17 protein-coding genes and 1 pseudogene are annotated in these 24,453 nt (G+C 60.6%); 15 read left to right on the top strand and 3 right to left on the bottom strand.

Features of this window, described 5'->3' with window-relative positions; genetic code table 11:
* The first annotated feature begins 20 nt into the window (after positions 1-20).
* The 8 genes and pseudogenes from HM1_RS15080 to HM1_RS04290 all read left to right on the top strand — a co-directional run bounded on the left by HM1_RS15080 (position 21) and on the right by HM1_RS04290 (position 10,083).
* On the top strand, positions 21-218 hold the full coding sequence (locus tag HM1_RS15080; protein WP_083765114.1) for a peptide-methionine (R)-S-oxide reductase: 198 nt from the start codon (positions 21-23) through the stop codon (positions 216-218).
* Positions 218-1,552 (top strand): FAD-dependent thymidylate synthase, encoded by a 1,335-nt coding sequence (locus HM1_RS04315; RefSeq protein WP_012282078.1) that lies wholly within the window; start codon positions 218-220, stop codon positions 1,550-1,552. Before HM1_RS15080 ends, HM1_RS04315 begins: the two co-directional genes overlap by 1 nt.
* Before the next feature lie 280 nt (positions 1,553-1,832).
* Entirely contained in the window at positions 1,833-2,972 is a 1,140-nt protein-coding gene (locus HM1_RS04310; protein WP_012282077.1) for an iron-containing alcohol dehydrogenase, read from the top strand.
* Positions 2,973-3,138: 166 nt separating this feature from the next.
* Positions 3,139-4,071: a potassium channel family protein gene (locus tag HM1_RS04305; protein ID WP_012282076.1), complete on the top strand. Its 933-nt coding sequence runs from the start codon at positions 3,139-3,141 to the stop codon at positions 4,069-4,071.
* Positions 4,072-4,153: 82 nt separating this feature from the next.
* Positions 4,154-4,630, top strand: a pseudogene (locus HM1_RS16130) (NADH-quinone oxidoreductase subunit NuoE family protein); the annotation flags it as partial.
* A gap of 411 nt (positions 4,631-5,041) precedes the next feature.
* Positions 5,042-6,874 (top strand): NADH-quinone oxidoreductase subunit NuoF, encoded by a 1,833-nt coding sequence (locus tag HM1_RS04300; protein ID WP_236995063.1) that lies wholly within the window; start codon positions 5,042-5,044, stop codon positions 6,872-6,874.
* Entirely contained in the window at positions 6,871-8,763 is a 1,893-nt protein-coding gene (locus tag HM1_RS04295; protein ID WP_012282074.1) for an NADH-dependent [FeFe] hydrogenase, group A6, read from the top strand. The genes HM1_RS04300 and HM1_RS04295 overlap by 4 nt, the downstream gene beginning before the upstream one ends.
* Positions 8,764-9,015: 252 nt before the next feature.
* A complete protein-coding gene (locus HM1_RS04290; RefSeq protein WP_083765113.1) occupies positions 9,016-10,083 on the top strand; it encodes a polysaccharide deacetylase family protein in 1,068 nt (355 codons plus the stop codon).
* A 110-nt stretch (positions 10,084-10,193) separates the two neighbouring features.
* Here HM1_RS04290 and HM1_RS04285 read toward each other — a convergent pair whose 3' ends face one another.
* Complete coding sequence (locus HM1_RS04285; protein ID WP_148207080.1) at positions 10,194-11,585, bottom strand: hypothetical protein; 1,392 nt, start codon at positions 11,583-11,585, stop codon at positions 10,194-10,196.
* A gap of 278 nt (positions 11,586-11,863) precedes the next feature.
* On the opposite strand from HM1_RS04285, the gene HM1_RS16125 reads away from it, so the two are divergent.
* The 3 genes from HM1_RS16125 to HM1_RS04265 all read left to right on the top strand — a co-directional run bounded on the left by HM1_RS16125 (position 11,864) and on the right by HM1_RS04265 (position 14,776).
* On the top strand, positions 11,864-13,375 hold the full coding sequence (locus HM1_RS16125) for an RsmB/NOP family class I SAM-dependent RNA methyltransferase (RefSeq protein ID WP_012282070.1): 1,512 nt from the start codon (positions 11,864-11,866) through the stop codon (positions 13,373-13,375).
* Between the two features lie 103 nt (positions 13,376-13,478).
* The gene (locus HM1_RS04270) at positions 13,479-14,252 is read left to right on the top strand and encodes a histidinol phosphate phosphatase (protein ID WP_012282069.1); all 774 of its coding nucleotides are present in this window, start codon (positions 13,479-13,481) and stop codon (positions 14,250-14,252) included.
* 20 nt (positions 14,253-14,272) lie between these two features.
* Complete coding sequence (locus tag HM1_RS04265) at positions 14,273-14,776, top strand: methylated-DNA--[protein]-cysteine S-methyltransferase (RefSeq protein WP_012282068.1); 504 nt, start codon at positions 14,273-14,275, stop codon at positions 14,774-14,776.
* 110 nt (positions 14,777-14,886) lie between these two features.
* On the opposite strand, the gene HM1_RS04260 is transcribed toward HM1_RS04265, so the two are convergent.
* Positions 14,887-15,327 carry a YaiI/YqxD family protein gene (locus HM1_RS04260; RefSeq protein WP_012282067.1) on the bottom strand — a complete coding sequence of 147 codons (441 nt, stop codon included), beginning with the start codon at positions 15,325-15,327 and terminating at the stop codon, positions 14,887-14,889.
* 502 nt (positions 15,328-15,829) lie between these two features.
* On the opposite strand from HM1_RS04260, the gene gltB reads away from it, so the two are divergent.
* The 4 genes from gltB (at position 15,830) to HM1_RS04245 (ending at position 23,017) form a co-directional block, all read left to right on the top strand.
* A complete protein-coding gene (gene gltB / locus HM1_RS04255; RefSeq protein ID WP_012282066.1) occupies positions 15,830-20,449 on the top strand; it encodes a glutamate synthase large subunit in 4,620 nt (1,539 codons plus the stop codon).
* A gap of 30 nt (positions 20,450-20,479) precedes the next feature.
* Entirely contained in the window at positions 20,480-20,644 is a 165-nt protein-coding gene (locus HM1_RS15710; protein WP_012282065.1) for a hypothetical protein, read from the top strand.
* Positions 20,645-20,655: 11 nt separating this feature from the next.
* Positions 20,656-22,140 (top strand): glutamate synthase subunit beta, encoded by a 1,485-nt coding sequence (locus HM1_RS04250; RefSeq protein WP_012282064.1) that lies wholly within the window; start codon positions 20,656-20,658, stop codon positions 22,138-22,140.
* Positions 22,141-22,339: 199 nt separating this feature from the next.
* Complete coding sequence (locus HM1_RS04245; RefSeq protein WP_148207079.1) at positions 22,340-23,017, top strand: coiled-coil domain-containing protein; 678 nt, start codon at positions 22,340-22,342, stop codon at positions 23,015-23,017.
* 234 nt (positions 23,018-23,251) lie between these two features.
* On the opposite strand, the gene HM1_RS04240 is transcribed toward HM1_RS04245, so the two are convergent.
* Entirely contained in the window at positions 23,252-24,274 is a 1,023-nt protein-coding gene (locus tag HM1_RS04240) for a hypothetical protein (RefSeq protein WP_148207078.1), read from the bottom strand.
* Positions 24,275-24,453 lie beyond the last annotated feature (179 nt).

The raw sequence follows: 24,453 nt of genomic DNA, 5'->3' as shown, positions 1-24,453 counted from the left end.
GGGTGGTGGTTTTTTCTTAGATGTCACCTTTGACCCGGCTGTCTTTCCCTACGAAAAACTGTCTATTAGACAAGTTCGATTTCGGCTGCGGCTGGCCCAGTTTCACCCATCCGCTCCATGAAGAGAACATCGATAAGAAAGACGACACCATAACGAGATCCCGGCAGGAGAGCTGTGGTCAAGGCAGTCAAGAGATGAAAACGGGGTTTGGTTTGTGATGATCATTGCGAATTTTGAAGCCACCGGGTTGGACCGGATAGTCAAATGGACGGAGCGAAACCAAATCAAAGCCATCGACGCGTTGGCATTGAAACAGGTTTTGAACACGCTCAACATCTCCTTCACCCTGGAGGGGATCGACCGGGTGCAGAGCACCTTGATCTGCGAACTGAAAGACTCCTATGTGCAACAAAGCCAGCGCTATGTCACTATGGATGCCGGCGCTTACCGCCTCCCCCACCTGGAGGGGGAAGACCGGCAAAAGACAGAGGAGATCATCGGCAAGGCCTTTCAGTTATATACGAAGATGTCCCAACTCAAGGACCTGAACGCCAAGGGCAGGCCGAGAGTGGAGAACTACCTCTACGGCATACCGATCGAAGACGCCCGCTACATCCTGCCGCTGGCCACGCAAACCAACGTCAGTGTGGCCATGTCAGGAGATAAGCTGGTCGACCTCTTTCGCTTGCTCAACGATAAAAAGTACGGCGCCATTTTTGCTGAGATCCGCAGGGAACTGTCGGCCCTCTTGCCGGAAGCGCTGACTGTGTTGCTGCCTGCGGAGTATGACAGTGACGCCCAGCGAGAGGCGATTCGGGACTTTCACCGGGAAGAACTCGCCAAGATCGATGCAGAAAACAACCTCGTCTTGCTGAGCTGCTTTGCTGACCTGGACATGAAGGTCGGCTTCGGCGCCTTGACGAGCACCTCCCAAAAGACGCCCTCCCAGGAGATGGCGCGCTTCGGAACCGAGGCGGCGACGAAGGCCCGCGCTGTGACGCAGCGCGTCCTGGGATACGGTCACGAGAGCATCGCCGAACAGGCCAGGACCACCTTTGGCATGATGTGCAGCCTCGTCACCTATCATCAACAACTGCGGCACCGGCTCAGTCAGAATTATCGGGAGGATCTGGCAGAGTTGATCCGAGACACCGACAGGCCTGTCAAAGTGCCCGACAGCATCCGGCAGTCGCCTTTTTACGCGGAGTTTATGGAACTTGTCGAGGAATGCAAAGGTTGGCGCCGGGTGATCGCCCAAAAATACGGTTTCGAGAAGGCCTTTTCGTTGCTCCTCAACTGCGATCAGATCAAGTTGATCATCGCCACGAACGCCAGAATCGACATCGGGATGTTGGCCGATCGCACATGCATGAACGCCCAGTGGGAGATCCGGGAACTGGCGTTCAAAAAGCTGCAGCTGTTGCGCTCCCTGTCCCCTGTGCTCTACGAAAAGGCGCTGCCATCCTGCGTGCTCGGCAAGTGCCGGGAGGGGAAGCTGAGTTGTGGGCGGCAAGCGGAAGTGAAGGCGCGGTATCTATCGGTCGACAGATAGCGTCGGTGACATCGCTGCTGAAATCATAGGCATTCAAGGCGGCATCGTTAAGACGAAAAAAGGGAGGAATCCTGCCGGAAGGGAGACCTCTTCTTTTTTGTCAGGAGGCAGGAAATAAAAAGCGCATCCTTGTGATTGCGAAATTTTTCATCCATTATGTATTATGAAAACATACGTCCGGCAGCGGAAGAGTAACTGAGGGGAAGGGACAGACAAAAAGAAGGAACCGATTCAGTTGGGGAATCAGAGCTGACAAGAAGTCACAGGGGGTTGTCATTTTATGTTTAACAAGATCGTCCTCGGCGGTCAGGCGATCGTCACCGGCCGGGGTTCCATCGGGTATATGGCGACATTGCCGGCGAAGAAAGCCTTCATCGTCACCGGCGGCCGGTCCATGTTCGCTAACGGGATCATCCCAAAGATCGAAGCCATGCTCCGGGAAAAGGGTTGTGACACCCTCGTCCATGGCGGCATCGGCGCCAACCCCGATACGGCGGCGGTGGAGGCGGGAGTGGCGCAGATGCGCGCCTTCGGCCCCGACCTGCTCGTGGCGGTCGGCGGCGGCTCGCCTCTCGACGCGGCCAAGGCGATGGCCCTGTTCTACGAATACCCGGAACTCGACTTCGCCAACGTCCTGACCCGGGAATTGCCGGAGCGGCGGCAGAAGCTCACCTTTGTGGCCGCGCCGTCTACGTCAGGGACGGGCAGCGAGGTGACCAAGGCGGCTGTCATCACCTTCCGGGAACAGAACCTGAAGATCGGCCTCAAAGCGACAGCCATGATCCCCGATGTGGCCATTTTGGATCCCGACCTGACCTTGACCATGCCGCCGAACATCGTCGCCGAGACGGGCATGGACGCCCTGATCCATGCCGTCGAGTGCTACATCAATCGGCGCATGGACGCCTTCATGGAGCCCCTGGCCCGCGGCGCCGTCGAAGGGATCTTTGCCAACCTGCCCGCTTCCTACCTGGATCGTTCAGCGGAAAGCCGTGAAAACATGCATATCTACCAGTGCATGGCGGGTCTGGCCTTCAGCCATGTGGGGCTCGGCATGGCCCACGGCATCGCCCATGCCGTGGGCGGGCAGTTTGGCCTCGGCCACGGGTTGATCAACGCCATTGTACTTCCTCAAGTACTCCGCTTCAACCGCCGCGACGGTGAGGTGAATCTGCGGCTTAAGCGGCTGGCCCGCAGCGTCGGCGAGTCCGATTTTGTCGAAGCCGTAGAGCGGCTGAAGGCGCTGCTCAACATTCCCGCTTCTTTCCGGGAAGCGGGGCTGGCGGCGCAGGATTTTGAGGCTGGCTTTGACGAACTTGTTGACAATGCGATGAAGGGCTCGACACGGGTCAACCCTGTGGCGGTGAGCAAAGCTGAAATGGCGCTATTGCTGCGTACACTCTATGACGGCAGGGCATAACATCTCAAGGGAACGGTTGAACGCAAGGGAATGGTTGGTTAGGGCAAATGGGGCAACGGCCTGTAGGGGCAGCCAGGGGAGCGGCTTTATGACGCATCTGAAACGACGACCGGCTCAGGGTAACAGAACAGCGTCGGTCTGATGGGAAAGGTTGGTGGAGGGATTCATGCGGAAGGGGATCGGGGCTACCGTAGAAAAAATCACAAGCGCGCCGGCCTGGGAGTACTTGATGGGATTTCTGGCCCTGATCGCGTCAGCCGCCCTCATTCTCCAGCACTCCGAATTGGGAAAGGACCACGCTGTGGCGCTGCAATGGGTGGATGACACCGTCCTTGGCATCTTCACCTTCGACTATTTCGCCCGCTTCTACTTAGCCGACAATAAGTGGTCTTTTTTCAAGTCAAATATCATCGAATTGATCGCCATAATCCCCTTTTCGACCTTTTTCCAGTCGCTGCGGCTCCTCCGCCTCGTCCGGCTCTTTGTGCTCTTTCAGTATGTGGCCCGCCGTTTTGACCGGCACCGGGTGGAGAACAGCGTCACCTACGGCCTGCTGATCTTCATCGCCCTCGTCTGCTCCGGCGCCGGCGGCGTGTTGATGTTTGAAAAGGGACATAACCCGAACATCCGCGACTTCGGCGACGCCCTCTGGTGGTCCCTCGTCACGATCACTACCGTCGGCTACGGCGACATCTCGCCGGTGACGGTGGAGGGGCGCATGCTGGCGGGTCTGCTGATGATCACAGGCATCGGCGTCATCGGCACCGTCACAGCGTCATTGTCGGCGCTGTTCATTCGGCGGCCGAAAAAACGGGAGGAATCCTTCAGCGACGAGACGATTCAATTGATCAGCGACCAGTTGAATCAGTTGGAAACGCTCGATGAGCGGGATTTTGAGAACCTGCAAGCGATGCTGCACCGGGCCTGGAGGAAAAAGCGGGAAGAGGCGCTGGGCGTTCATAATGATGGGAAAGAGGCCAAAGCCGCGGCCCTTTTGAATGCTCCGAACGCTCCGATGACTCAGGTTACTCCCTGCGGCGGTTGTCTTTTGCCGAAAGAGCAAGTCGATTTCACTGAAATACAGCGCAATTCAGGATAAAAAAATCTTGTGAAAAGTGATATAATTCACGTGTATTGAATAGCCTATACCCTTTTCTCGGAACGGAAAGGAGCGCGCGCCGATGATCCGATCACCGCTGGAGCAAGGGGATGACCAAGTCCGCGAAAAGATGCGGTTGCTGGATGAGGTCATCGACCGGTACAAAGACAGTCCCGGCCAGTTGATCCGCCTTTTGCATAAGGCCCAGGAGATCTTCGGGTACCTTCCGGAGGCGGTGCAGTGCCATATTGCCGAACGAATGGACCTGCCGGTCAGTGAGGTGGCGGGCGTGGTCAGTTTTTACAGCCTCTTTAGCCGGCAGCCGAAAGGGAAGCACACAGTCAGCGTCTGCATGGGCACGGCTTGCTACGTCAAAGGCGCCCCAGAGGTGCTGACTGCCATAAAAAAGGAATTGAGCATCGACCTGGGACAGACGACGGCTGATGGGATGTTCACCCTGACCGACACACGCTGCGTCGGCGCCTGCGGTCTCGCGCCAGCCATCGTCATCGACGGCGAAGTTCACGGCCGCATGAAAGCCGCCGACGTGCCGGCCCTGCTCGATGGCTACCGGAATCGAAAGGACGAACAGAACGTACCTACGGCGGCAGAGAAGGCAAGTGAAGAATCGGGTTGTGCCTGCCGTCGGCGAAGGGAGTCAAACAACGCGGAGGAGAGCAGCGACCGTGAAGCCTGTGGGGAGCTTACCGATACATCGTCTGAAAGTTTCCTCGAAGCACCCGTCATTGCCACGCCTATCCGCTCCGTCGAAGACTTAAGGGCTGCCCGCCAGCGCCATGCCGCCCGTTACCGCCAGCGGCTTCCCGAAGCACATATCCTTGAAGCACCCTCTCCCGAAGGGCAAACCTCCGAAGCACAAACCTCCGAAGCACAAACCTTCGAAGGACAAACCTCCGAAGCACAAACCTCCGAAGCACAAACCTTCGAAGGACAAACCTCCAAAGCGCCGATTCCTCGGGCTGCTGCGGATCAGCCATCCATACCTCATCAGATCCTCCTCTGCGCCGGCACCGGTTGCACCTCCTCGCGCAGCGCCGAACTCCGCCGGGCCCTACATAGCGAACTGACCCGCTGCGGCCTCGACAAGGAGGCGCACGTCGTCCCCACCGGCTGCTTCGGTTTTTGCGAACTCGGTCCCGTCGTCGTCATCCACCCGGAACGGATCTTTTACTGCCAGGTGGCTCCCGATGACGCCAAGGAGATCGTGGAACGCCACATCGCCAAAGGAGAGATCATCGAGCGCCTGCTCTACAAGCACCCGCCCGAAGGCGCGACCCGCAACAGCATCGACGAGAACGAGTTTTTCCATCCCCAGCACCGCGTCGCCCTGCGCAACTGCGGCGTCATCAACCCCGAAGACATCGATGACTACCTGGCCAGCGGCGGCTATGGCGGCCTGGCCAAGGCCTTGACGGCGATGACGCCGGCCCAGGTTGTCGACGAGGTGACGAAGTCCGGTCTGCGCGGCCGCGGCGGCGCCGGCTTTTTGACGGGCCGCAAGTGGGCTTTTACCGCCGCAGCGCCCGATACGCCCAAGTATGTCGTCTGCAACGCTGACGAAGGCGACCCCGGCGCCTTCATGGACCGCTCCATCTTAGAGGGCGACCCCCACGCTGTCCTGGAGGCGATGGCCATCGCCGGATACGCCATCGGTGCCCGCCAGGGTTATATCTACGTTCGCGCCGAGTACCCCGTCGCCGTCCACCGGCTGGAGGTAGCCATCGCACAGGCCCGCCAGGCAGGGCTGCTCGGCGAAGACATCCTGGGCACAGGATTTTCTTTTGACATCGACCTGCGCCTCGGCGCCGGCGCCTTCGTTTGCGGCGAGGAGACAGCCCTCTTGCACTCAGTCAGCGGCAAACGGGGCGAGCCGAGGGCCCGTCCGCCCTACCCGGCCTTGAGCGGCCTCTGGGGCAAACCGACGCTGCTCAACAATGTGGAGACCTATGCCAACATCCCCCAGATCATCGTCAACGGCGCTGCCTGGTATGCGGCCATGGGGACCGAACGGAGCAAGGGGACGAAGATCTTTTCCCTGGCCGGCAAGATCAACAACACGGGCCTCATCGAGGTGCCCATGGGCACGACGCTGCGGACGATCATCTACGACATCGGCGGCGGCATCCCCGGCGGCAAGGCCTTCAAGGCCGTCCAGACGGGCGGCCCCTCGGGCGGCTGCCTGCCGGCAGAGTACCTGGACACGCCCATCGACTATGACAGCCTGATCGCCGTCGGCTCCATGATGGGCTCCGGCGGCCTGATCGTCATGGATGAGTCGGACTGCATGGTCGACATCGCCCGCTTTTACCTCGAATTCACCCAAGACGAGTCCTGCGGCAAGTGCACCCCCTGCCGCATCGGCACACGCCGCCTCCTGGAGATCATCACCGGCATCACCGAGGGTAAAGGCGAGCCAAAAGACCTGGAGCGGCTCGAAGAGCTGGGCCGCGACATCCGCGAGGCCTCCCTCTGCGGCCTCGGTCAGACGGCGCCTAACCTCGTCCTCAGCACCCTGCGCTACTTCCGCCATGAGTACGAGGCCCACATCAATCATAAGCGCTGTCCCGCCGGCGTCTGCGCCGCCTTACGACCGAAGGGAAAATTCCGCATTGACGAAGAAAAATGCCGCCGCTGCGGCCTCTGCGTCCGCCTCTGCCCCGTCGAGGCGATCAGCGGCGAGGTCCGCAAGAGGCCCTTCGTCATCGACAAGAATCGCTGTATCGCCTGCGGCGCCTGCGCCCAGAAGTGCCCGGCCAAATGCATCGCGCGGGAGGAAGAATGATGAAACGCCACCTGGAAGAGGCCCTGCTCCCCCACATGCTGGGCTGGGACCCTGGCGAGGAGCACCCGGAGGAACATACGAAACCGTCGGCCTTTTTCGGCCCCAAAAAGGTGAGGCTGGAGATCGATGGCCAGCTTGTCGAGGCCGAGGTGGGCACGACCGTCCTCGACGCCGCCCGCGAGGCCGGCATTCACATCCCCAGCCTTTGCTACCTGCGGGAGATCAACGAGATCGGCGCCTGCCGCGTCTGCCTCGTCGAGGTGGAGGGCCAGCGGGCGCTGCAAGCCTCCTGCGTCTACCCCGTCGCCGAAGGGCTCAAGGTGCGCACCCACAGCCCCCGCGTCCGTAAAGCCCGCCGTCGGGTGGTGGAGCTGATCCTCTCCGATCACCAGCGCGAGTGCACCACCTGCATCCGCAACTTAAACTGCGAACTGCAGAACATCGCCGAGGACCTGGGCATTCGCCGCATCGAGTTCCAGGGGGAGTCCCGCCGCCAGCCGATAAAAGACAACAACCCCTCCATCCGGCACGACCTGAACAAGTGCGTCCACTGCCGCCGCTGCGAGAGCATCTGCGCCAAGGTGCAGGAGAACCATGTCATCGCCGCCCAGGAGCGCGGCTTTGATACGATCATCGCGCCGGCTTTCAACGCCGACATGGGCGATGTGGCCTGCATCATGTGCGGCCAGTGTGTCCTCGCCTGCCCGGTGGGCGCGCTGACGGAAAAAGAGTCCATCGACGATGTGTGGAAGGCCCTGGCCGACCCGACGACCCATGTGGTCGTCCAGGCGGCGCCATCGATCCAGGTCACCCTCGGCGAGGCCTTCGGTTTGCCCGTCGGGACAAAGGTGACAGGCAAGCTGGTGGCGGCCCTGCGCCGCCTCGGCTTCAATCAGGTCCTGGCGACGGACTTCGCCGCCGACCTGACTATCGTCGAGGAGGCCTATGAGTTCCTGGGGCGCTACGAAGAGGGAAAGACGCCCTTTTTCACCTCCTGCTGCCCCGCTTGGATCAAGCTCGTCGAGCACTACTTCCCCAAGTACATCCCGAACCTGTCCACCTGCAAATCGCCGATGGCCATGTTCGGCGCCTTGACCCGGGCCCACTACCCCACGGAGCGCGGCCTGCCGCCGGAAAAAGTCGTATCTGTGGCCGTCATGCCCTGCACAGCCAAGAAGTATGAGGCCGCCCGGCCCGAGCATGGCGACGGAACACGGCCTGACGTCGACTACGTACTGACGACGCGCGAACTGGTGCGCATGATCCGCGAGGCGGGCATCGACTTTACGCGCCTGCCTGAGGAGTCCTTTGATTCCGCCTTCGGCGAGGCCACCGGCGCCGGCGCCATCTTCGGCGCCACCGGCGGTGTGATGGAGGCGACCTTGCGGACGACCAGTTGGGTCCTCTCCCGCGCCGCCAACCCGCGCAGCTTCGTCGACGCGCCGCCGCCCGTCGAGTTCCGCCAGATCCGCGGCGAGACAGGCTTGAAGCTGCACCATGTGAAGCTCGGCGACCATGACATCCACGTGGCCGTCGCTCACGGCACCGGCAACGCCCGCCGCGTCATCGAGGCCTTGGAGGCGGGCGAGAAGATCGATTTCATCGAGGTCATGGCTTGCCCCGGCGGCTGTGTCGGCGGCGGCGGCCAGCCCATTCTGGGCGGTAGGGACCACAAGAAGATCTCCCTCGACTACCGCCATGACCGGGCTGACGCCCTCTATGACATCGACAGCCACAAGAGCCTGCGCTACAGCCACGAGAACCCGACGGTGCGCCGCCTCTACCGGGAGATCCTGGGTCAACCGGGAAGCGAACTGGCGAAAAAGCTCTTGCACACCCATGGGTACCGGGAAAAAGGAAAGCACCCCGGGGGGCGCCCTCAGGGCTGATCGGTAGGGTGAGAAAGGTAGGCCCACGTAGCGCCTGTGCCCCGCGTCCTTTGCGGCTCCGGTTTGAGCTGTGGGGGACTTTTTTTTTGAAGGGAAAGGCACGGCTGGTCACCGTCAGGAAGGACCTGGCCGGGGCCAGATGGCGGGACGATTGAACCGATGTCCGCTTCCATGCTATCCTGGAACTGACGGCGGCGCCTCACGGCGTCCAACCTTTTAACTACACAGCGATATGACTGCGGAGTTGATTCGATGAGAAAAGGATTGCCTGGGAAAAGCAGCAGGGCCGGGCGTGGCCTTTTCCTTGGACTTCTGATGCTGATTGTCCTCGCCGCCGGTTGCGGACTCACCGGTTCGCCCTCTAAGCCAGTATCGATTGAAGGCGCAAGGACTGCTCCTGCCGCCGACAAGGCCACGGCTGCGTCACCGGACAAGCTGCCTGACGCCCACTCCCAGACCTCAGCAGCCCAGCGCCCTGTCGATCAGGGGACTGGCGCAGGCGCGCCGGGTCCTATGCACCAAGCCGGGGAACCGATCGTCATCCTCATGTATCATCACTTCACTGAGCGGGGCTACTGGCGCAACAATGACGCCGTCGTCTATATCGACGATTTTGCTGCTCAGATGGACTACCTGCGCAAGGAAGGCTACAATGTAGTCCCCTTGCAGCGCATCTGGGACTACAGCCGAAAGGGAACGCCGCTGCCCTACCGGCCGGTGGCGATCACCTTCGATGACGGCTATGAATCGAACTACACCCTGGCATATCCCATTTTGAAAAAATACAGTTTCCCCTTCACCCTGTTTCCGGTGGCCGGCTGGCTGCTGGAGGAGAATCCCCCTCACGCCTATGATCCCGCCAAAGGGGACCTGCTCGACTGGCGCCAGATCGACGAGATGGTGGCCAGCGGGCTCTGTGACGTCCAATCGCACACCTTCGACCTCCATGACAAGGTGGACGGACGCTCTCTGCTGGTGACGCCGCTGGTGAAGGCAGATACAGGGCAGATGGAGACGCCGGAAGAGATGCGCAACCGCATCAAAAGCGACCTGCAAATGGCGAAGGAAACCATCGAAAACCGCTACGGCCGGCCTGTCTACGCCTTGGCCTTCCCCTACGGCCAGTATGATGCGCAGGTGATGGAAATCATGGACGAACTGGGCTATGGCTTTGGCCTCTGCATGGGGCGTTCGCAGCATCAGGACAGCATGAAGGCGGTCATCCGCCTCGGCGTCGTTCAGGGCGACGGCGTGGAGGGCTTTGCGCGGCACCTGCAGCGGTGGTCATGGACGCCGCCGCAGGGGAACCGACAGCAGTAGAAAGAATAGAAGCAGAGGGTCATCTGCCGGGCGCTGCTGTGCGAAAGAATGACGAAAAGCACCATGGCGGCCGACGATGAGGAAAGAGAATGGGGCCAACCGTCTAGCGGTCAGCCCCATTGGCTGAAGTCGAGCGGGTTGTGCCTAAACCAACGGACAGACAGGCTCTGTCGCCCTGTATGGTCGGCCGGGTTGCGGGAGAGCAGGTCATCGGCGATCTGGCGTTCGCCCAAAAAGAGCTTCGTCTTGAGCGGGTCAGGGCAATAGAAGGTGATCCCGCGCAGATCGTCGACGACAGGCTTGAAGGCGCCAAGATGGGGGTCATCGACGCCGTCGATGACGATCGATGCGCCCTCACTGTCTTTGTGGACGCTGAAGCGGAGGAAGTTGTTCACCTGGTTGTAGCGCAGCAACCGAGACGTGCGCGCCACCAGGACGACGCCGTCATGGTGCAGCCGGGCGATGCGGCGGAGCGCCGGCAGCGATTCGTCGGGGAAGGCATTGTAGAGGTCGGTCGGTCCGCCCAGGTGTTGGGCGACGGAACTGAACCCCCCCTCGTCGATGAGGGTGCGCAGATGGTCTTCTGTCAACTGCCGTTCCAAGTTGTAGGGGCTCCAGAGGTACTCCGGCTTGGTCTGGAAGAGACGGTGGGCACAGGAATAGCGGTAAAAACCCCAGACGCGCTGACCGTCGCCCAGGGTGATCGGGTAGAGCAGGTCAGGGCGGCTGAAGACGTATTCCCGGGACGACGAGGCGGAATGCCAGACAAAGCGGATCCCATAGGGGATCAGGATGTCCGTATGGTAATAGGGGGATGCAGGATCGTCACCCCCCTCATAGGTTCGCTTGATGCCATCAGACAGGTTCTGCACGTTGGCGCTGTTGCCGTGATTGATCCAGACGGTAAAGGTAAAGCCCTTGTCATACCATTTGCGGATGCTTTCTACGGCCACTTGGCGGTGAAAGGTGGTCTCGCCGGCGTTCTTGCGGTTAAAATCACCGTAGGTGTGCACACTGTCGATCCAGCCGCAGCGCACATACTTGGCGATCCAATCGGCAGCATACTCCTCTTGCATATTCATCCCGCGCCAGAAGCTCATCTGGTCGCGGACTGTATGACCGAAGCGGTCGATGGTCCCCTCCCAGTCGGAGTCGACAACCATCCAGCAGGAGTCGGCAATATCGAGGGCGAGGGCTTGTCCTGTCTCCGTCTCCAGATCCGAGTTCAGGAACTGGTGGATCCGGTTGAACTCCTTCGGCGATGTGCCGTCGATATCGGAGGTGATGGACAGGCTGGCCCGGTAGGGATAGGGATGGCGGCGGAGGACGATATCCTCGGCGCCTTCCACCGACCGCGGCGTCCACGGGAAGGCAGGGCGCTTGGAGGAAAAGCGGCCTTCATCTCCCCGGCTTTTCCAGAGCGCCAGGCCGGCCAGCCCCGCCACCCCGGCGGCGCCGGCGGCCAGGAAGGCTCGGCGGTTCATGTGTTTGTGCCAATTCAACTTGCCTGTCCCCCTGACGAAGTCGTCCATCCGTTGCATACTGGACCGGGCTCGCGCCGAGGCGCGGAATCCGTCCTTCTTGTGTAAGGGTAACGAAGGACGAACTGACTGTCAAGGGATGGAGATGTCGACCGGAAACGCTGCCCTGGAAATGATGCCCTGAAAACGCTGCCAGGGACGAAGCCGGAACGAGCAGGAACAAAGGTTCAATCATGAAGGCAGAGAAACCAGTGAAGGTCCATGACGAAGTCCAGGGCTGTTCAGGAGGAGGAAAATCCGTGCTTCCGTTACCACCGCCTTTTATTAACCGCATGACCGCTCTTCTCCTGGAGTCGGAACGGAACGCCTTTTTTGAGAGCTATGAGAGTGGGCCGGTCCAGGGCCTTCGACTCAATCCGCTCAAACTCAGCCGGGCGGAATTTTTGGCGATCATGCCTTTTCGTCTCGACCCTGTCGCCTGGTGTCCCACCGGGTTTTATGTGGACGGGGAGGAACGGCCCGGCAAACATCCCTTTCACGCCGCCGGTCTTTACTACATTCAGGAGCCGAGCGCCATGGCGGTCGTCGAAGCCCTCGACCCGCAGCCGGGGGAGCGGGTGCTTGATCTCTGCGCCGCGCCGGGCGGCAAGGCGACCCAGATTGCCGGGCGTCTGGCCGGTCGCGGGCTGCTCGTGGCCAACGAGATCCATCCCAAGCGGGTGAAGGCGCTGTCTGAGAACCTGGAACGCTGGGGCGCCCGCAACATCCTCGTCACCCAGGAGAGCCCCGAAAGGCTGGCAGGGCGGTTCATCGCCGATTTTGACCGGATCGTCGTGGACGCCCCCTGCTCCGGCGAGGGGATGTTTCGCAAGCTGCCTGAGGCGATGGACGACTGGTCCGAAGAGAAGGTGTTTCGGTGTGCTGCCATGCAACGGGAGCTCCTCCCGCTGGCTGCCCGGATGCTTCGGCCGGGCGGGGTGCTCGTCTATTCCACCTGCACCTTTGCGCCGGAGGAGAATGAGCGGCAGATCGAGGCTTTTTTGCGCGACCATCGGGAGTTCGAACGGGAGTCCTTCCCGGCGATGGAGCATTTTGCGACAGGGTATCTGGAAAAAACGGCTCGCCTCTGGCCCCATCGCTTGCGCGGCGAGGGCCATTTCATCGCCCGCTTGCGCAAGAGGGGCGGAAGCGTCGGCGAGAGGGTGGAGGTCAAAGCAGAGGGTAGCACCGACGAATGGGCTGTCAAGGGTGCCGCCGACCATCGCCGACGACATGCGCCATCAAGGATGCAAGGAAACCGCAGCGGAGGGCGCCACAGTGAAGGATACCATAATGAAGCCCGCCGGGGCGAAAGGCAGCGCGGCCGGGGAGCGCACATCGGCAAGAAGGCCGTTCCCGATGCGGCCCGCGCTCTCTTTGAACGTTTTTGCGCCGAGTCGCTTCAATTCGTCCCCGAGGGGCCTCTGGCCCTTTTCGGCGACGCCTTATACGTTCAGGCGGAGGGCCTCCCTTCGCTCGACGGCATCAAAGTCGCCCGGGCGGGCTGGCATCTGGGCACGGTCAAAGCGGGGCGCTTCGAGCCGTCCCATGCCCTCGCCCTGGCCCTTCGCCAAGACGAGTGGCGCCGCAGCGTCGAAGTCGATCCCGATGGCAACGATGTCCTTCGCTACCTGCGCGGTGAAAGCTGGAGCGCCGGCGGCGAGGCGGGCTGGACCGTGGTGACAGTCGGCGGCTTTCCCCTCGGCTGGGCAAAGATCTCCGGCGGCCAGTGCAAAAACCACTACCCGAAAGGGTTGCGCTGGCTCGGCTGAGGGAGAGCTTATTCACAAGAAAAAAATATCACTTATCCCTGCGCCGGAGGTACAATAAGGGGGGAAAGCCAGGGAAACGACAGAACAGACACTGGAGGTAGCTATGATTTTTGACACCCACGTGCACACTCGGTTTTCAACAGACTCGATCATGGCCATTGACCAGGCGATAGAGCAGGCCCGTCAGAAGGATATCGGCCTGATCATCACCGATCATATGGATCTGGCATACCCGCAGCCGGACAGCTTCACCTTCGATGTGGACGCTTTTTTCCGCACCTATGAGCCGTACCGGAGCGATCGGCTGCGGCTGGGGGTAGAGATGGGCATGCGCAGCGAGCTGATCAGTCATAATCGAAAATTGGCAGCGGCCTATCCGTTCGATTACATCATCGGCTCGATCCATGTCGTCGATGGCGTAGAGGTGGTCGGCGAGAGGTATTTCGGGCGCCGCTCGAAGCGCGAGAGTTATGACCGCTACTTCGACACCATGCTGGAATGTGTGAAGGCCTATGATTTTATCGACAGTCTGGGACATATCGATTATATCGCCCGCTACGCCCTGGTGGAGGACCCGGAAATCGACTACGACGAGTTCCGGGAACAGATCGACCCGATCCTGGCCGTCTTGGCAGAACGACAGCAGGCCATCGAGATCAACGCCCGGCGGCTCGACAGGCCGGCTGTAGTCGAAGCCTTATTCCCCATCTATCGGCGCTTTGCCGAACTGGGCGGCCGCTTTGTCACCGTCGGCTCAGACGCCCACAACCCCCGCGACATCGGCCGCAACCTGAAGGCGGCGCTGGCGTTGGCGGAACGGTGCCGGCTGCAGCCGGTCTGGTACAAGGAGCGGGCGGCCCAACCGGTCCGAACATAGAAGAAAAGGGGAGAACCGGGGTGGCCGAGGAGCACTGCACCTATTACGCGTCGCCCATCGGCTTGATCGAGATTCGGGGGAGCGAGCAGGGGATTTGGACCATCTCCTTTGCGGAGGAAGCGGACGGCCATGGCCAGCGTCAAGGAACGGGCAGATTGCCCCCATGCCTGCAAGCCTGCGCCCGGCAGTTGGACGAGTATTTTCAAGGCGCCCGCCAAACCTTCTCCCTTGCGCTGGCGCCCCGGGGAACGGCCTTCCAGCGGCGCGTCTGGGACGCCCTGGCCGCTATCCCTTTTGGGGAGAGTCGCTCTTACCGCCAGATCGCCGAAGCTGTCGGCAACCCGAAGGCGGTCCGCGCTGTCGGCGGCGCCAACCACAACAACCCCATCAGCATTGTCATCCCCTGCCACCGCGTCATCGGCAGCGACGGCAGCCTGACCGGCTACGCTGGAGGGCTGTGGCGAAAAGAGTGGCTGCTCAACCACGAGAAGAGGTTGGACAAAGAAGCATTGCTGATGCCATAAACAGCGTAAGGAACTCCCGGCGCGAGGTCCCGAGTGATTCGATGGGTAAGGCGGAGTCCCGCCCCTTGACGGCTGACGTCTCGCCACTTAGCCTCCAGTTGACGGCTTTGTCACCCATTCCATTCCCGCAGCAATGTTTCCAGCGCCCCTGCGAACCGCCGATCCTCTTCGGCGGTCCTTTTTTTCGGCCCCTTTGTGCGGCCGCCGCCGCGGCGGAAGCGGGCCTTCAACTCCCGCTCCTCCAGCAGCAGGTCGATCCGTTCCGCGTCGTAGAGGCGGCCCGAGGGGCCGAGACAGCGGACGCCCTTGCCGATCAGCATGGCTGCCAGCCCGAAGTCCTGGGTGACGGCCACATCGCCCGGCTCGGCGAGGTTCATCACCTTGATGTCCGTCTCCTGAGCGGCGCCGCCGACGACGACATGGCGATCCGACGCAATCACATGGTTGAAGCTGGCCACCGTCCAGACGGGAACCTGGAAGCGGCGCCCTAGTTCGAGGCTGGTCCGGAGGACCTCGCGGGGACAGGCGTCAGCGTCGATGAGCAGTTTCATGAAATCCTCCTCCCTTTTCCATCGTGCCTGCAGAAGCGACAGCGGCAAAGGCCCTTAGGCAAAGGCCTCTATCTAATGGAAACCAACAGTAAAAAACGACAGTGAATCGGTGAAAGCAGCGGCGCTCCCTAGTGACGGAAGGCCGAAAAAAGAAAGACATATTTTTAAAATAAATCCAAAGGACTGTCCGCTTTCCTGATGCTGCATCAAAAACGAGGAAAGGCTCGGTTATTACCGAAAAGTATACAATATTCTTTCAGGGTTTTCGTCGAATATGGGGCTGGTTTACAGCATCGGATCTCCAAAAAGGCGACATTTGTTGCTATAATATTATGACAGAAAAATACCGCCCTCTGGCGGGCAAACAGGCAGTAGGCAAGCCTTTCCGGTATCGTGAAGCGTGTCCTGCCGGGAGTCCCGGTTTCAGAGGGGCTTTTTATGCCCCTCTGCCGGGTTGAATTTGTTGTCAGCAATCGAGTGAGTGCAAAAGGAGAGAAAGAGATTGCAAGAAAAGAAATGGATCGGCTTGCCTCCCAAGCAAGGTCTCTATGACCCGCAGTTTGAGCATGATGCCTGTGGCATCGGATTCATCGCCAACATCAAAGGGAAGAAATCCAATGCGATGGTCCGCCAAGCCCTGTCCATCCTGATCAACCTCGACCATCGGGGCGCCAAGGGCGCGGAAGTGAACAGCGGCGACGGCGCCGGCATCCTCATGCAGATCCCACACACCTTCATGACCAAAGAATGCGCCGCCCTCAACATCGACCTGCCGCCGGCCGGCGAGTATGGCGTAGGCATGCTGTTCCTCTGCCCCGACGAGGCGGAGCGCACCGCCTGCGAGGCCGACTTTGCGCGCATCGTCAAGGAAGAAGGCCAGACCCTCCTTGGCTGGCGCACCGTTCCCACCGACAACAGCAGCCTAGGTGACGAAGCCAAGTCCGCAGAACCTTTCGTGCGGCAGGTCTTCATCGGCGCCTCTGACGCCGTCAAGGCCCAACTGGCCACCGATCCCCAGGCCTTTGAGCGCAAGCTCTATATCATCCGCAAGCGGGCGGAAAAAGAGATCCGTCACGGCGGCAAACCGGGCTGTCAGTACTTTTACTTCGCCAGCCTGTCGTCGCGCACCATCGTCTATAAAGGCATGCTGACGCCTGAGCAGGTCGACAAATACTACGTCGAACTGAAAGACCCCGCCATGGACACCGCCCTGGCGCTGGTCCACTCCCGCTTCAGCACGAACACCTTCCCGAGCTGGGAGCGCGCCCATCCGAACCGCTATCTGATCCATAACGGCGAGATCAACACGGTCCGCGGCAACGTCAACTGGATGCACGCCCGCCAGGCCATGTGCCAGTCCGACCTCTTCGGCGACGATCTCGCCAAGGTGATGCCCGTCATCGACACCAACGGCAGCGACTCGGCCATGTTTGACAACTGCCTCGAATTCCTGCACATGAGCGGTCGCTCCCTGCCCCACGCCGCCATGATGATGATTCCCGAACCTTGGGCCAACCATGAATCCATGAGCGACGCCAAAAAGGCCTTCTACGAGTACCACAGCTGCATGATGGAGCCCTGGGACGGCCCCGCCGCTATCGTCTTCTCTGACGGCCGCATGATCGGCGCCGTCCTTGACCGCAATGGCCTGCGCCCCGCCCGCTACTACGTCACCAAGGACGACATGATCATCATGGCCTCCGAAGTGGGCGTCCTGGAAGTGGACCCGGAAAAGGTCCTCGTCAAGGAGCGTCTGCACCCGGGCCGCATGCTCCTCGTCGACACGGAGCAGGGCCGCATCGTCACCGACGAAGAACTCAAAGAAGGCATGGCCGCTGCCCAGCCCTACCGCCAGTGGCTTGACGAGCACCTGATCAGCCTGGACGATCTCCCTGAAGCCCCCGAGACGCCGGAAGCCGACCATGAGACGATCGTTCAGCGCCAGCAGGCCTTCGGCTACACCTATGAAGACCTCACCAAAACCCTCGAACCGATGGGCAAGAACGGCGTTGAGCCCGTCGGCGCCATGGGCCATGACGTGCCCCTGGCCGTCCTCTCGGAGAAGCCCCAACTGTTGTATAACTACTTTAAGCAACTCTTCGCCCAGGTCACCAACCCGCCCATCGACGCCATTCGGGAAGAGCTGATCACCGGCACAGGCACCACCTTGGGGCCTGAGAAGAACCTCTTGCAGCCCGAGCCCGATTCCTGCCGCCAGATCCGCCTGAAGGCGCCCATCCTCAGCAACGAAGAACTGGCCAAGCTGCGCTACATCGACCGGAAAGGGTTCAAGACGATCACCCTGCCCATCCTCTTTAACGTCAAAGAAAACGGCGCCGGCCTCGAAAAAGCCTTGGTCGAACTCTGCCGGGCCGCCGACAAGGCCATCGCTGACGGCTATACGCTGCTCATCCTCTCCGACCGCGGCGTCGACGCCGAGAAGGCCCCCATCCCGGCCCTGCTCGCTGTCGCCTGCCTGCACCACCACCTGATCCGCGAGGGCACTCGCCTGAAAGTCGGCATGCTCCTCGAATCGGGCGAGCCTCGGGAAGTGCACCACTTCGCCTTGCTCCTCGGCTACGGCGTCGGGGCCATCAACCCTTACATGGCCTTTGAAAGCCTTGACGACATGATCCGCCAAGGTATGCTGCCCGGGCTGACCCACGAGGAAGCCGTCAAGAACTACATCAAGAGCGCCACGAAAGGCGTCGTCAAGGTCCTCTCCAAGATGGGCATCTCGACGATCCAGAGCTACCGCGGCGCCCAGATCTTCGAGTGCGTCGGCATCGCCACCGATGTGATCGAGAAGTACTTCACCGGAACGCCCTCTCGCATCGGCGGCATCGGCCTCGCCGAGATCGCCAAAGAAGCCGAGATGCGCCACTGGCGGGCTTTCAACGACCAGCCCGGCCGCGACACCACCCTGGACACCGGCTCCGCTCATCAGTGGCGCACCGACGGGGAAGAGCATATGTTCAACCCTGAGACGATCACCACCCTCCAGGAAGCTTGTCGCAAGGGCGACTACCAGCTCTTCAAGCGCTACTCGGCCGCCCTGAACGCGGAGACCCAGAAGGCGCGCACCCTGCGGGGCCTGCTCAAGTTCAAGAAGAAAAACCCCATTCCCCTCGATGAGGTGGAATCGGTCGAATCTATCTGCCGCCGCTTCAAAACGGGCGCCATGTCCTTCGGCTCCATCAGCCAGGAGGCCCACGAAGCGATAGCCATCGCCATGAACCGCATCGGCGGCAAGAGCAACACCGGCGAAGGCGGGGAAGACCCGGCCCGCTTCGTCAAGATGCCTAACGGCGATTCCAAGCGCAGCGCCATCAAGCAGGTCGCTTCCGGCCGCTTCGGCGTCTCCAGTCACTACCTGGTCAACGCCGACGAGATCCAGATCAAGATGGCCCAAGGCGCCAAGCCCGGCGAAGGCGGCCAGCTCCCCGGCGGCAAGGTCTATCCCTGGGTCGCCAAGTGCCGCGGCACTACCGCCGGCGTCGGCCTGATTTCGCCGCCGCCTCACCATGACATCTACTCCATCGAAGACCTGGCCGAATTGATCCATGACCTGAAAAACGCCAACCCTCGGGCGCGCATCAACGTCAAACTCGTCTCCGAAGTGGGCGTCGGCACCATCGCCGCCGGCGTCGCCAAGGGCCGTGCCGACGTGGTGCTCATCTCCGGCTACGACGGCGGCACCGGCGCTTCGCCTCGGACCTCGATTCGTCACGCCGGCCTGCCCTGGGAGCTGGGCCTCGCCGAAACCCACCAGACACTGGTCTTGAACAAGCTGCGCGATCGCATCGTCGTCGAGACGGACGGCAAGCTGATGACCGGCCGTGACGTGGTCATGGCCGCATTGCTCGGCGCCGAAGAATACGGCTTCGCCACAGCCCCCCTCGTCGTCCTGGGCTGCGTCATGATGCGCGTCTGCAACCTGGACACCTGCCCCGTCGGCGTCGCCACGCAAAACCCCGAGCTGCGGAAAAAGTTTACCGGCGATCCGGCCCACCTGGTCAACTTCATGCGCTTCATCGCTGAAGAGATGCGCGAGATCATGGCCGAACTGGGCTTCCGCACCATCGACGAGATGATCGGCCGCACCGATGTCCTCGAAGCGAGCGACGCTGTCGACCACTGGAAAGCCAGCGGCCTCGACCTTTCCGCCCTGCTCTACCAGCCCGACATGCCCGAAGAAGTGGGCCGCTACTGCCGCATGGCCCAGGATCACGGCCTGGACCGCTCCCTCGACATGCGCGAACTCGTCCCCACCTGCCGCCGCGCCATTGAACGGGCAGAAGCCGTGGAAGCCTCCTTCAAGATCCAGAACACAGACCGTGTCGTCGGCACCATCCTCGGCAGCGAGATCACCCGCCGCTACGGCGCCGAGGGGCTGCCGGAAGACACGATCACCCTCCGCTTCAACGGCTCGGCCGGTCAGAGCTTCGGCGCTTTCGTGCCGAAGGGCATGACGATGATCCTCGAAGGCGACGCCAACGACTACTTCGGCAAGGGCCTCTCGGGCGGCAAGCTCGTCGTCTTCCCGCCGGCCCGCTCTTCCTTCGTCCCGGAAGAAAACATCATCACCGGCAACGTCAACCTCTACGGCGCCACCGGCGGCGAGGCTTATATCTGCGGCGTCGCCGGCGAACGCTTCTGTGTCCGCAACTCCGGCGCCTATGCCGTCGTCGAAGGCGTGGGCGATCACGGCTGTGAATACATGACCGGTGGCCGCGTCGTCGTCCTCGGCAAGACGGGCCGCAACTTCGGCGCCGGCATGTCAGGCGGCATCGCCTACATCCTCGACGAAGAGGGGACCTTCTCGGGCCGCTGCAACATGGAAATGGTGTTGCTGGAAAAACTGGAGAACCCCGCCGAGATCGAAGAGGTCAAGGGCATGATTGAGCGTCACGTCCAATACACCAACAGCGCCCTCGGCCAAAAGGTCCTCGCCAACTGGGAAGCCGCCCTGTCCAAGTTCGTCCGGGTCATCCCGAAAGACTACAAGCGGATGCTGGCCGCCATCGAGCGGGCCACCCAGGCTGGGCTCAGCGGGGAAGAAGCCATCATGGCCGCCTTTGAAGAGAACAAGCAAGACAAGTCTCGCGTCGGCGGGAACTAAGGGAGTCGCGGCGCAGCGTCGGGGCAGGGCTTGGTTCGCTATCTGGAACGACATCGCCGTAGCAATATCCGAAGCGACATCGGCGACGATATCCGGAACGGCATCGGAATAACAATCCGGAACAACACTCGAACCAGTCCGACCCCGCGCTTCGCCGGCGCCGACAACGAGATCATGACAAAGAAAGAGAAGTAGGAGGAAAGGCCATGGGCAAACCGACAGGCTTTTTAGAATATCAGCGCCAGCTTCCCGCCGACCGGGAACCCCTCGAGCGCGTCAAAGACTGGGGCGAGTTCCATTACCACATGAGTGAGGAGGACCTGCGCACCCAGGCCGCCCGCTGCATGGACTGCGGCGTCCCCTTCTGCCACACCGGCATGATGATCGCCGGCATGGTGTCCGGCTGCCCCCTGCACAACCTGACCCCCGAGTGGAATGACCTCGTCTACAGGGGCCTCTGGAAGGAAGCCTGGCGGCGCTTGAAAAAGACGAGCAACTTCCCCGAGTTCACTGGCCGCGTCTGCCCCTCCCCCTGCGAGGGCGCCTGCACGGCCGGCCTCGCCACCTCCCCGGTGACGATCAAAAACATCGAGTGCCACATCATCGACAAGGCTTTCGAAGAAGGCTGGGAAGTTCCGACGGAACCGGCCAAGCGGACCGGCAAAAAAGTGGCTGTCATCGGATCGGGCCCCTCAGGCCTTGCTGCGGCTGATCAACTGAACAAAGCCGGCCACAGCGTCACTGTCTTCGAACGGGCGGATCGCATCGGCGGCCTGCTCATGTACGGCATCCCCAACATGAAGCTCGACAAGTCTATCGTCCAGCGCCGCGTCGACCTGATGGCCGCCTCGGGCATCACCTTTATCACCAACTGCGAAGTCGGCAAAGACTACCCCGCCGACAAGCTGAAAGAAGAGTTTGACGCCGTCGTCCTCTGCGGCGGTTCCACGAAACCGCGCGACCTTCCCGTGGAAGGCCGCAACTTAAAGGGCGTCCACTTCGCTATGGAGTTTTTGGCGGCCAACACGAAGAGCCTTCTCGATTCTAACCTGACCGACGGCAATTTCATCTCCGCCGAAGGCAAGGACGTCATCGTCATCGGCGGCGGCGACACGGGCACCGACTGTGTCGGAACGGCCCTCCGCCACAGGTGCAACTCCGTCTACCAGATAGAGATCATGCCCCAGCCACCCGTCGAACGAGCTGCCGACAACCCCTGGCCCCAGTTCCCCCGGGTGCTGAAGATCGACTACGGCCAGGAAGAGGCCGCCGCCATCGCCGGCGCCGATCCCCGCCATTACCTCATCTCGACGAAGAAGTTCGTCGGCGATGAGAAGGGCCACGTCAAAGAAGTCCACACCGTCCAGATCGAATGGGTGAAGGATGAACAGGGCCGCATGACCCCGAAAGAGATCGCCGGCACCGAGAAAGTCTGGCCGGCTCAACTGGTCTTGCTGGCCATGGGCTTCCTCGGCCCTGAAGACCAACTGCTCACCCAACTGGGCATCGAGCGCGACCCCCGCTCCAATGTCAAAGCCGACTTCGGCAAATTCGCCACCAACGTCCCCGGCATCTTCGCCGCCGGCGACATGCGTCGCGGCCAGTCCCTCGTCGTCTGGGCCATCAGCGAAGGCCGCCAGGCAGCGCGGGAAGTGGACAAGTATCTGATGGGGACGACGAATCTGACGTAACTGTATATCTATATGCTGATCTTCAGCCTTCGAAGCAAAAGCGAAGTCATGCTGCGAGCGTGACTTCGCTTTTTTAGGTGCGCCAGCCTTCCATAGAAGAACATGATTTCGGCTGTTCCTTTTATTCTTATGATATAATTGAACTGCCGGACAGGGACAGGAGGGGAGCGAGTTGACAGACCAGGAGTTTCAACAACGGGTGCTTCAGGAATTGCTGGCTCTAAAAGAAGGGCAGCAGCGATTCGAAGCGAAACAGGATCAGTTTGAGAAGCAACAGCAGCGGTTCGAAGCGAAACAAGAACAGTTTGAGAAGCAACAGCAGCGGTTCGAAGCGAAACAAGAACAGTTTGAGAAGCAACAGCAGCGGTTCGAAGCGAAACAGGAGCAGTTTGAGAAGCAACAGCAGCGGTTCGAAGCGAGACAAGAACAGTTTGAGAAGCAACAGCAGCGGTTCGAAGCGAGGCAAGAACAGTTTGAGAAGCAACAGCAGCGGTTCGAAGCGAGGCAAGAACAGTTTGAGAAGCAACAGCAGCGGTTCGAAGCGAGACAAGAACAGTTTGAGAAGCAACAGCAGCGGTTCGAAGCGACGCTGCAGCGGCTGGAGAATCAAGTACAACGATTAGAGGAAAATCAAAAGCATTTAGAGAGTAACCAGCAGCAACTGGAAGAAAAAATGAACCTCCGTTTTGAACGCTTAGAAACAAACCTGAATCATCGACTGGACAGGTTGGAGCAAAGCCAGGAATATGATGTGCTCGGCATGCTGAAAACGATCACAGGTAAACTCAATGAGATCCACGAGGAGCAGCGGTCGATTAAAGAACTCCTGGGCGACCATGAAGTAAAGCTCCGCACACTTTCTCGAAAACCCGTATAAATATCCCCATCAGCGCAGAGAGAAAGGCCGATTTGTTGTCTTGACAGACTTGAAGAACGAGAGAAAAATAAAGCCGCCCCTTTCCAACAAATTGAAGATTTGTTCCGGGAAGGGGCGTCGTGATTTGTTATGTTAAAAATGCGCGATGTCTTTGTCAACGGCGTCAAGGCGGTCGATGACAAAACGCCGACGGGGACAAGAGCGGGAGAGTGGCTATAAGCTTGGTGTGGACGGTTAGGTAAAGAGGTATTCCTCCACGATGGCGGCCAGGTTTCGCAGCGACCGGATCTGCACGTCCGGTGAGTACCGGGGCTGTTCGTCCATGCAGGCCTCCGTTGTGATTGAGGAAGGGCGCTGGGCCAGGATGTGCCGTAGAATCGTCCGGGCGTAGCGGTTGTCGGTGATCTCCCGGTGGGCGGCGTTGCGCCCGCCGGCGAGGGTGCGGTAGCTGCCGGTGAAGTGGTAGCGGTCTGTCGCGATGAGGGCCAGTTGCCTGCGAAAGCAGTGATCTGCAGAGGCGGCAAGGATCATGCGGCCGTCGCGGACGAAGGTGCCGTAGCGTTCCAAACAGGCTCGTTCAACATCATCGGCCGGGTGCAGGCAGGCTGTCGTCTGACCGGGAAACTGCTTGAGCCCCCATAGAGACTGATAGAGGTGCTCCACATCGATGAGCACAGGGCATCCAAGGTCCTGTGTCAAGGCCGAAAGATCCTGATGGAAGACGCCCACACAGGTGATCGGGAAGATGCGGCCTGTGGGGACGGCTTTTTTCTTTTCGAGGCGAACCCAGGGGAGCGTTTCCACGTAGAGGTTTTTGGACTGAGAAAGACGCACGAGCTTGCGCCGGCAATCATCGATGATGCGGAGGTAGTCGCCGCTCGATAGGGGCGGCTGACCATCGAAGGCGTAATCGCCGGCGTGGATGACACAGTAGAGCGGATCTTTTCCGGATAGCCAGGCGCTTAGCCGGGCGATCTGTTCATCATCCAGGTTGTGCAGGCTGGGCAGGTGCAGGGAATAGGGAAGGCCCGCCGCTGTCGTCATGGCGATCAGGCGATCGGCGTTCTCCAGGATAACCGGTAGATTGGAGAGCGGGTTGTAGTTGATGTTGACTTCGATGCCAAAGGGGATTCGGGGAAAGGCGCCTTGAGCAGTCTGGAAAGCGTCGAAGAGGTCTTTCGCTTCCTTGCGGGAGGGATAGCGCATGGACAGCAACAGGTGGGGGCGATCGGGCCTCTTGTCGTTCGTCATGGACAACCGTTCCTTTCTCCATAGAAAAATATTCCTATGTTGAAATTCCTGCATCATCGACCCGTGACGAGACGGTTGCCCGTACCCGCCTCCAAGACATGACCACAGGCAGAGCAAGTCGGGACGTTGCTTTAGTTTATTATAGCAATAATCTTGGTAGGCAGGCGAAACGGCGTTGCTTTCCT

Source organism: Heliomicrobium modesticaldum Ice1 (assembly GCF_000019165.1).
In the GTDB taxonomy this organism is placed as follows: domain Bacteria; phylum Bacillota; class Desulfitobacteriia; order Heliobacteriales; family Heliobacteriaceae; genus Heliomicrobium; species Heliomicrobium modesticaldum.
The sequence above is the reverse complement of the archived record's forward strand: the minus strand, read 5'-3'. Positions and strand labels throughout refer to the sequence as shown.

Excerpts from the sequence above, each read along its gene's own strand:
- HM1_RS15080 (WP_083765114.1), top strand. The coding sequence starts at position 21 with ATGTCACCTTTGACCCGGCTGTCTTTCCCTACGAAAAACTGTCTATTA.
- HM1_RS04315 (WP_012282078.1), top strand. The coding sequence starts at position 218 with ATGATCATTGCGAATTTTGAAGCCACCGGGTTGGACCGGATAGTCAAA.
- HM1_RS04310 (WP_012282077.1), top strand. The coding sequence starts at position 1,833 with ATGTTTAACAAGATCGTCCTCGGCGGTCAGGCGATCGTCACCGGCCGG.
- HM1_RS04305 (WP_012282076.1), top strand. The coding sequence starts at position 3,139 with ATGCGGAAGGGGATCGGGGCTACCGTAGAAAAAATCACAAGCGCGCCG.
- HM1_RS04295 (WP_012282074.1), top strand. The coding sequence starts at position 6,871 with ATGATGAAACGCCACCTGGAAGAGGCCCTGCTCCCCCACATGCTGGGC.
- HM1_RS04290 (WP_083765113.1), top strand. The coding sequence starts at position 9,016 with ATGAGAAAAGGATTGCCTGGGAAAAGCAGCAGGGCCGGGCGTGGCCTT.
- HM1_RS04270 (WP_012282069.1), top strand. The coding sequence starts at position 13,479 with ATGATTTTTGACACCCACGTGCACACTCGGTTTTCAACAGACTCGATC.
- HM1_RS04260 (WP_012282067.1), bottom strand. The coding sequence starts at position 15,327 with ATGAAACTGCTCATCGACGCTGACGCCTGTCCCCGCGAGGTCCTCCGG.
- HM1_RS04250 (WP_012282064.1), top strand. The coding sequence starts at position 20,656 with ATGGGCAAACCGACAGGCTTTTTAGAATATCAGCGCCAGCTTCCCGCC.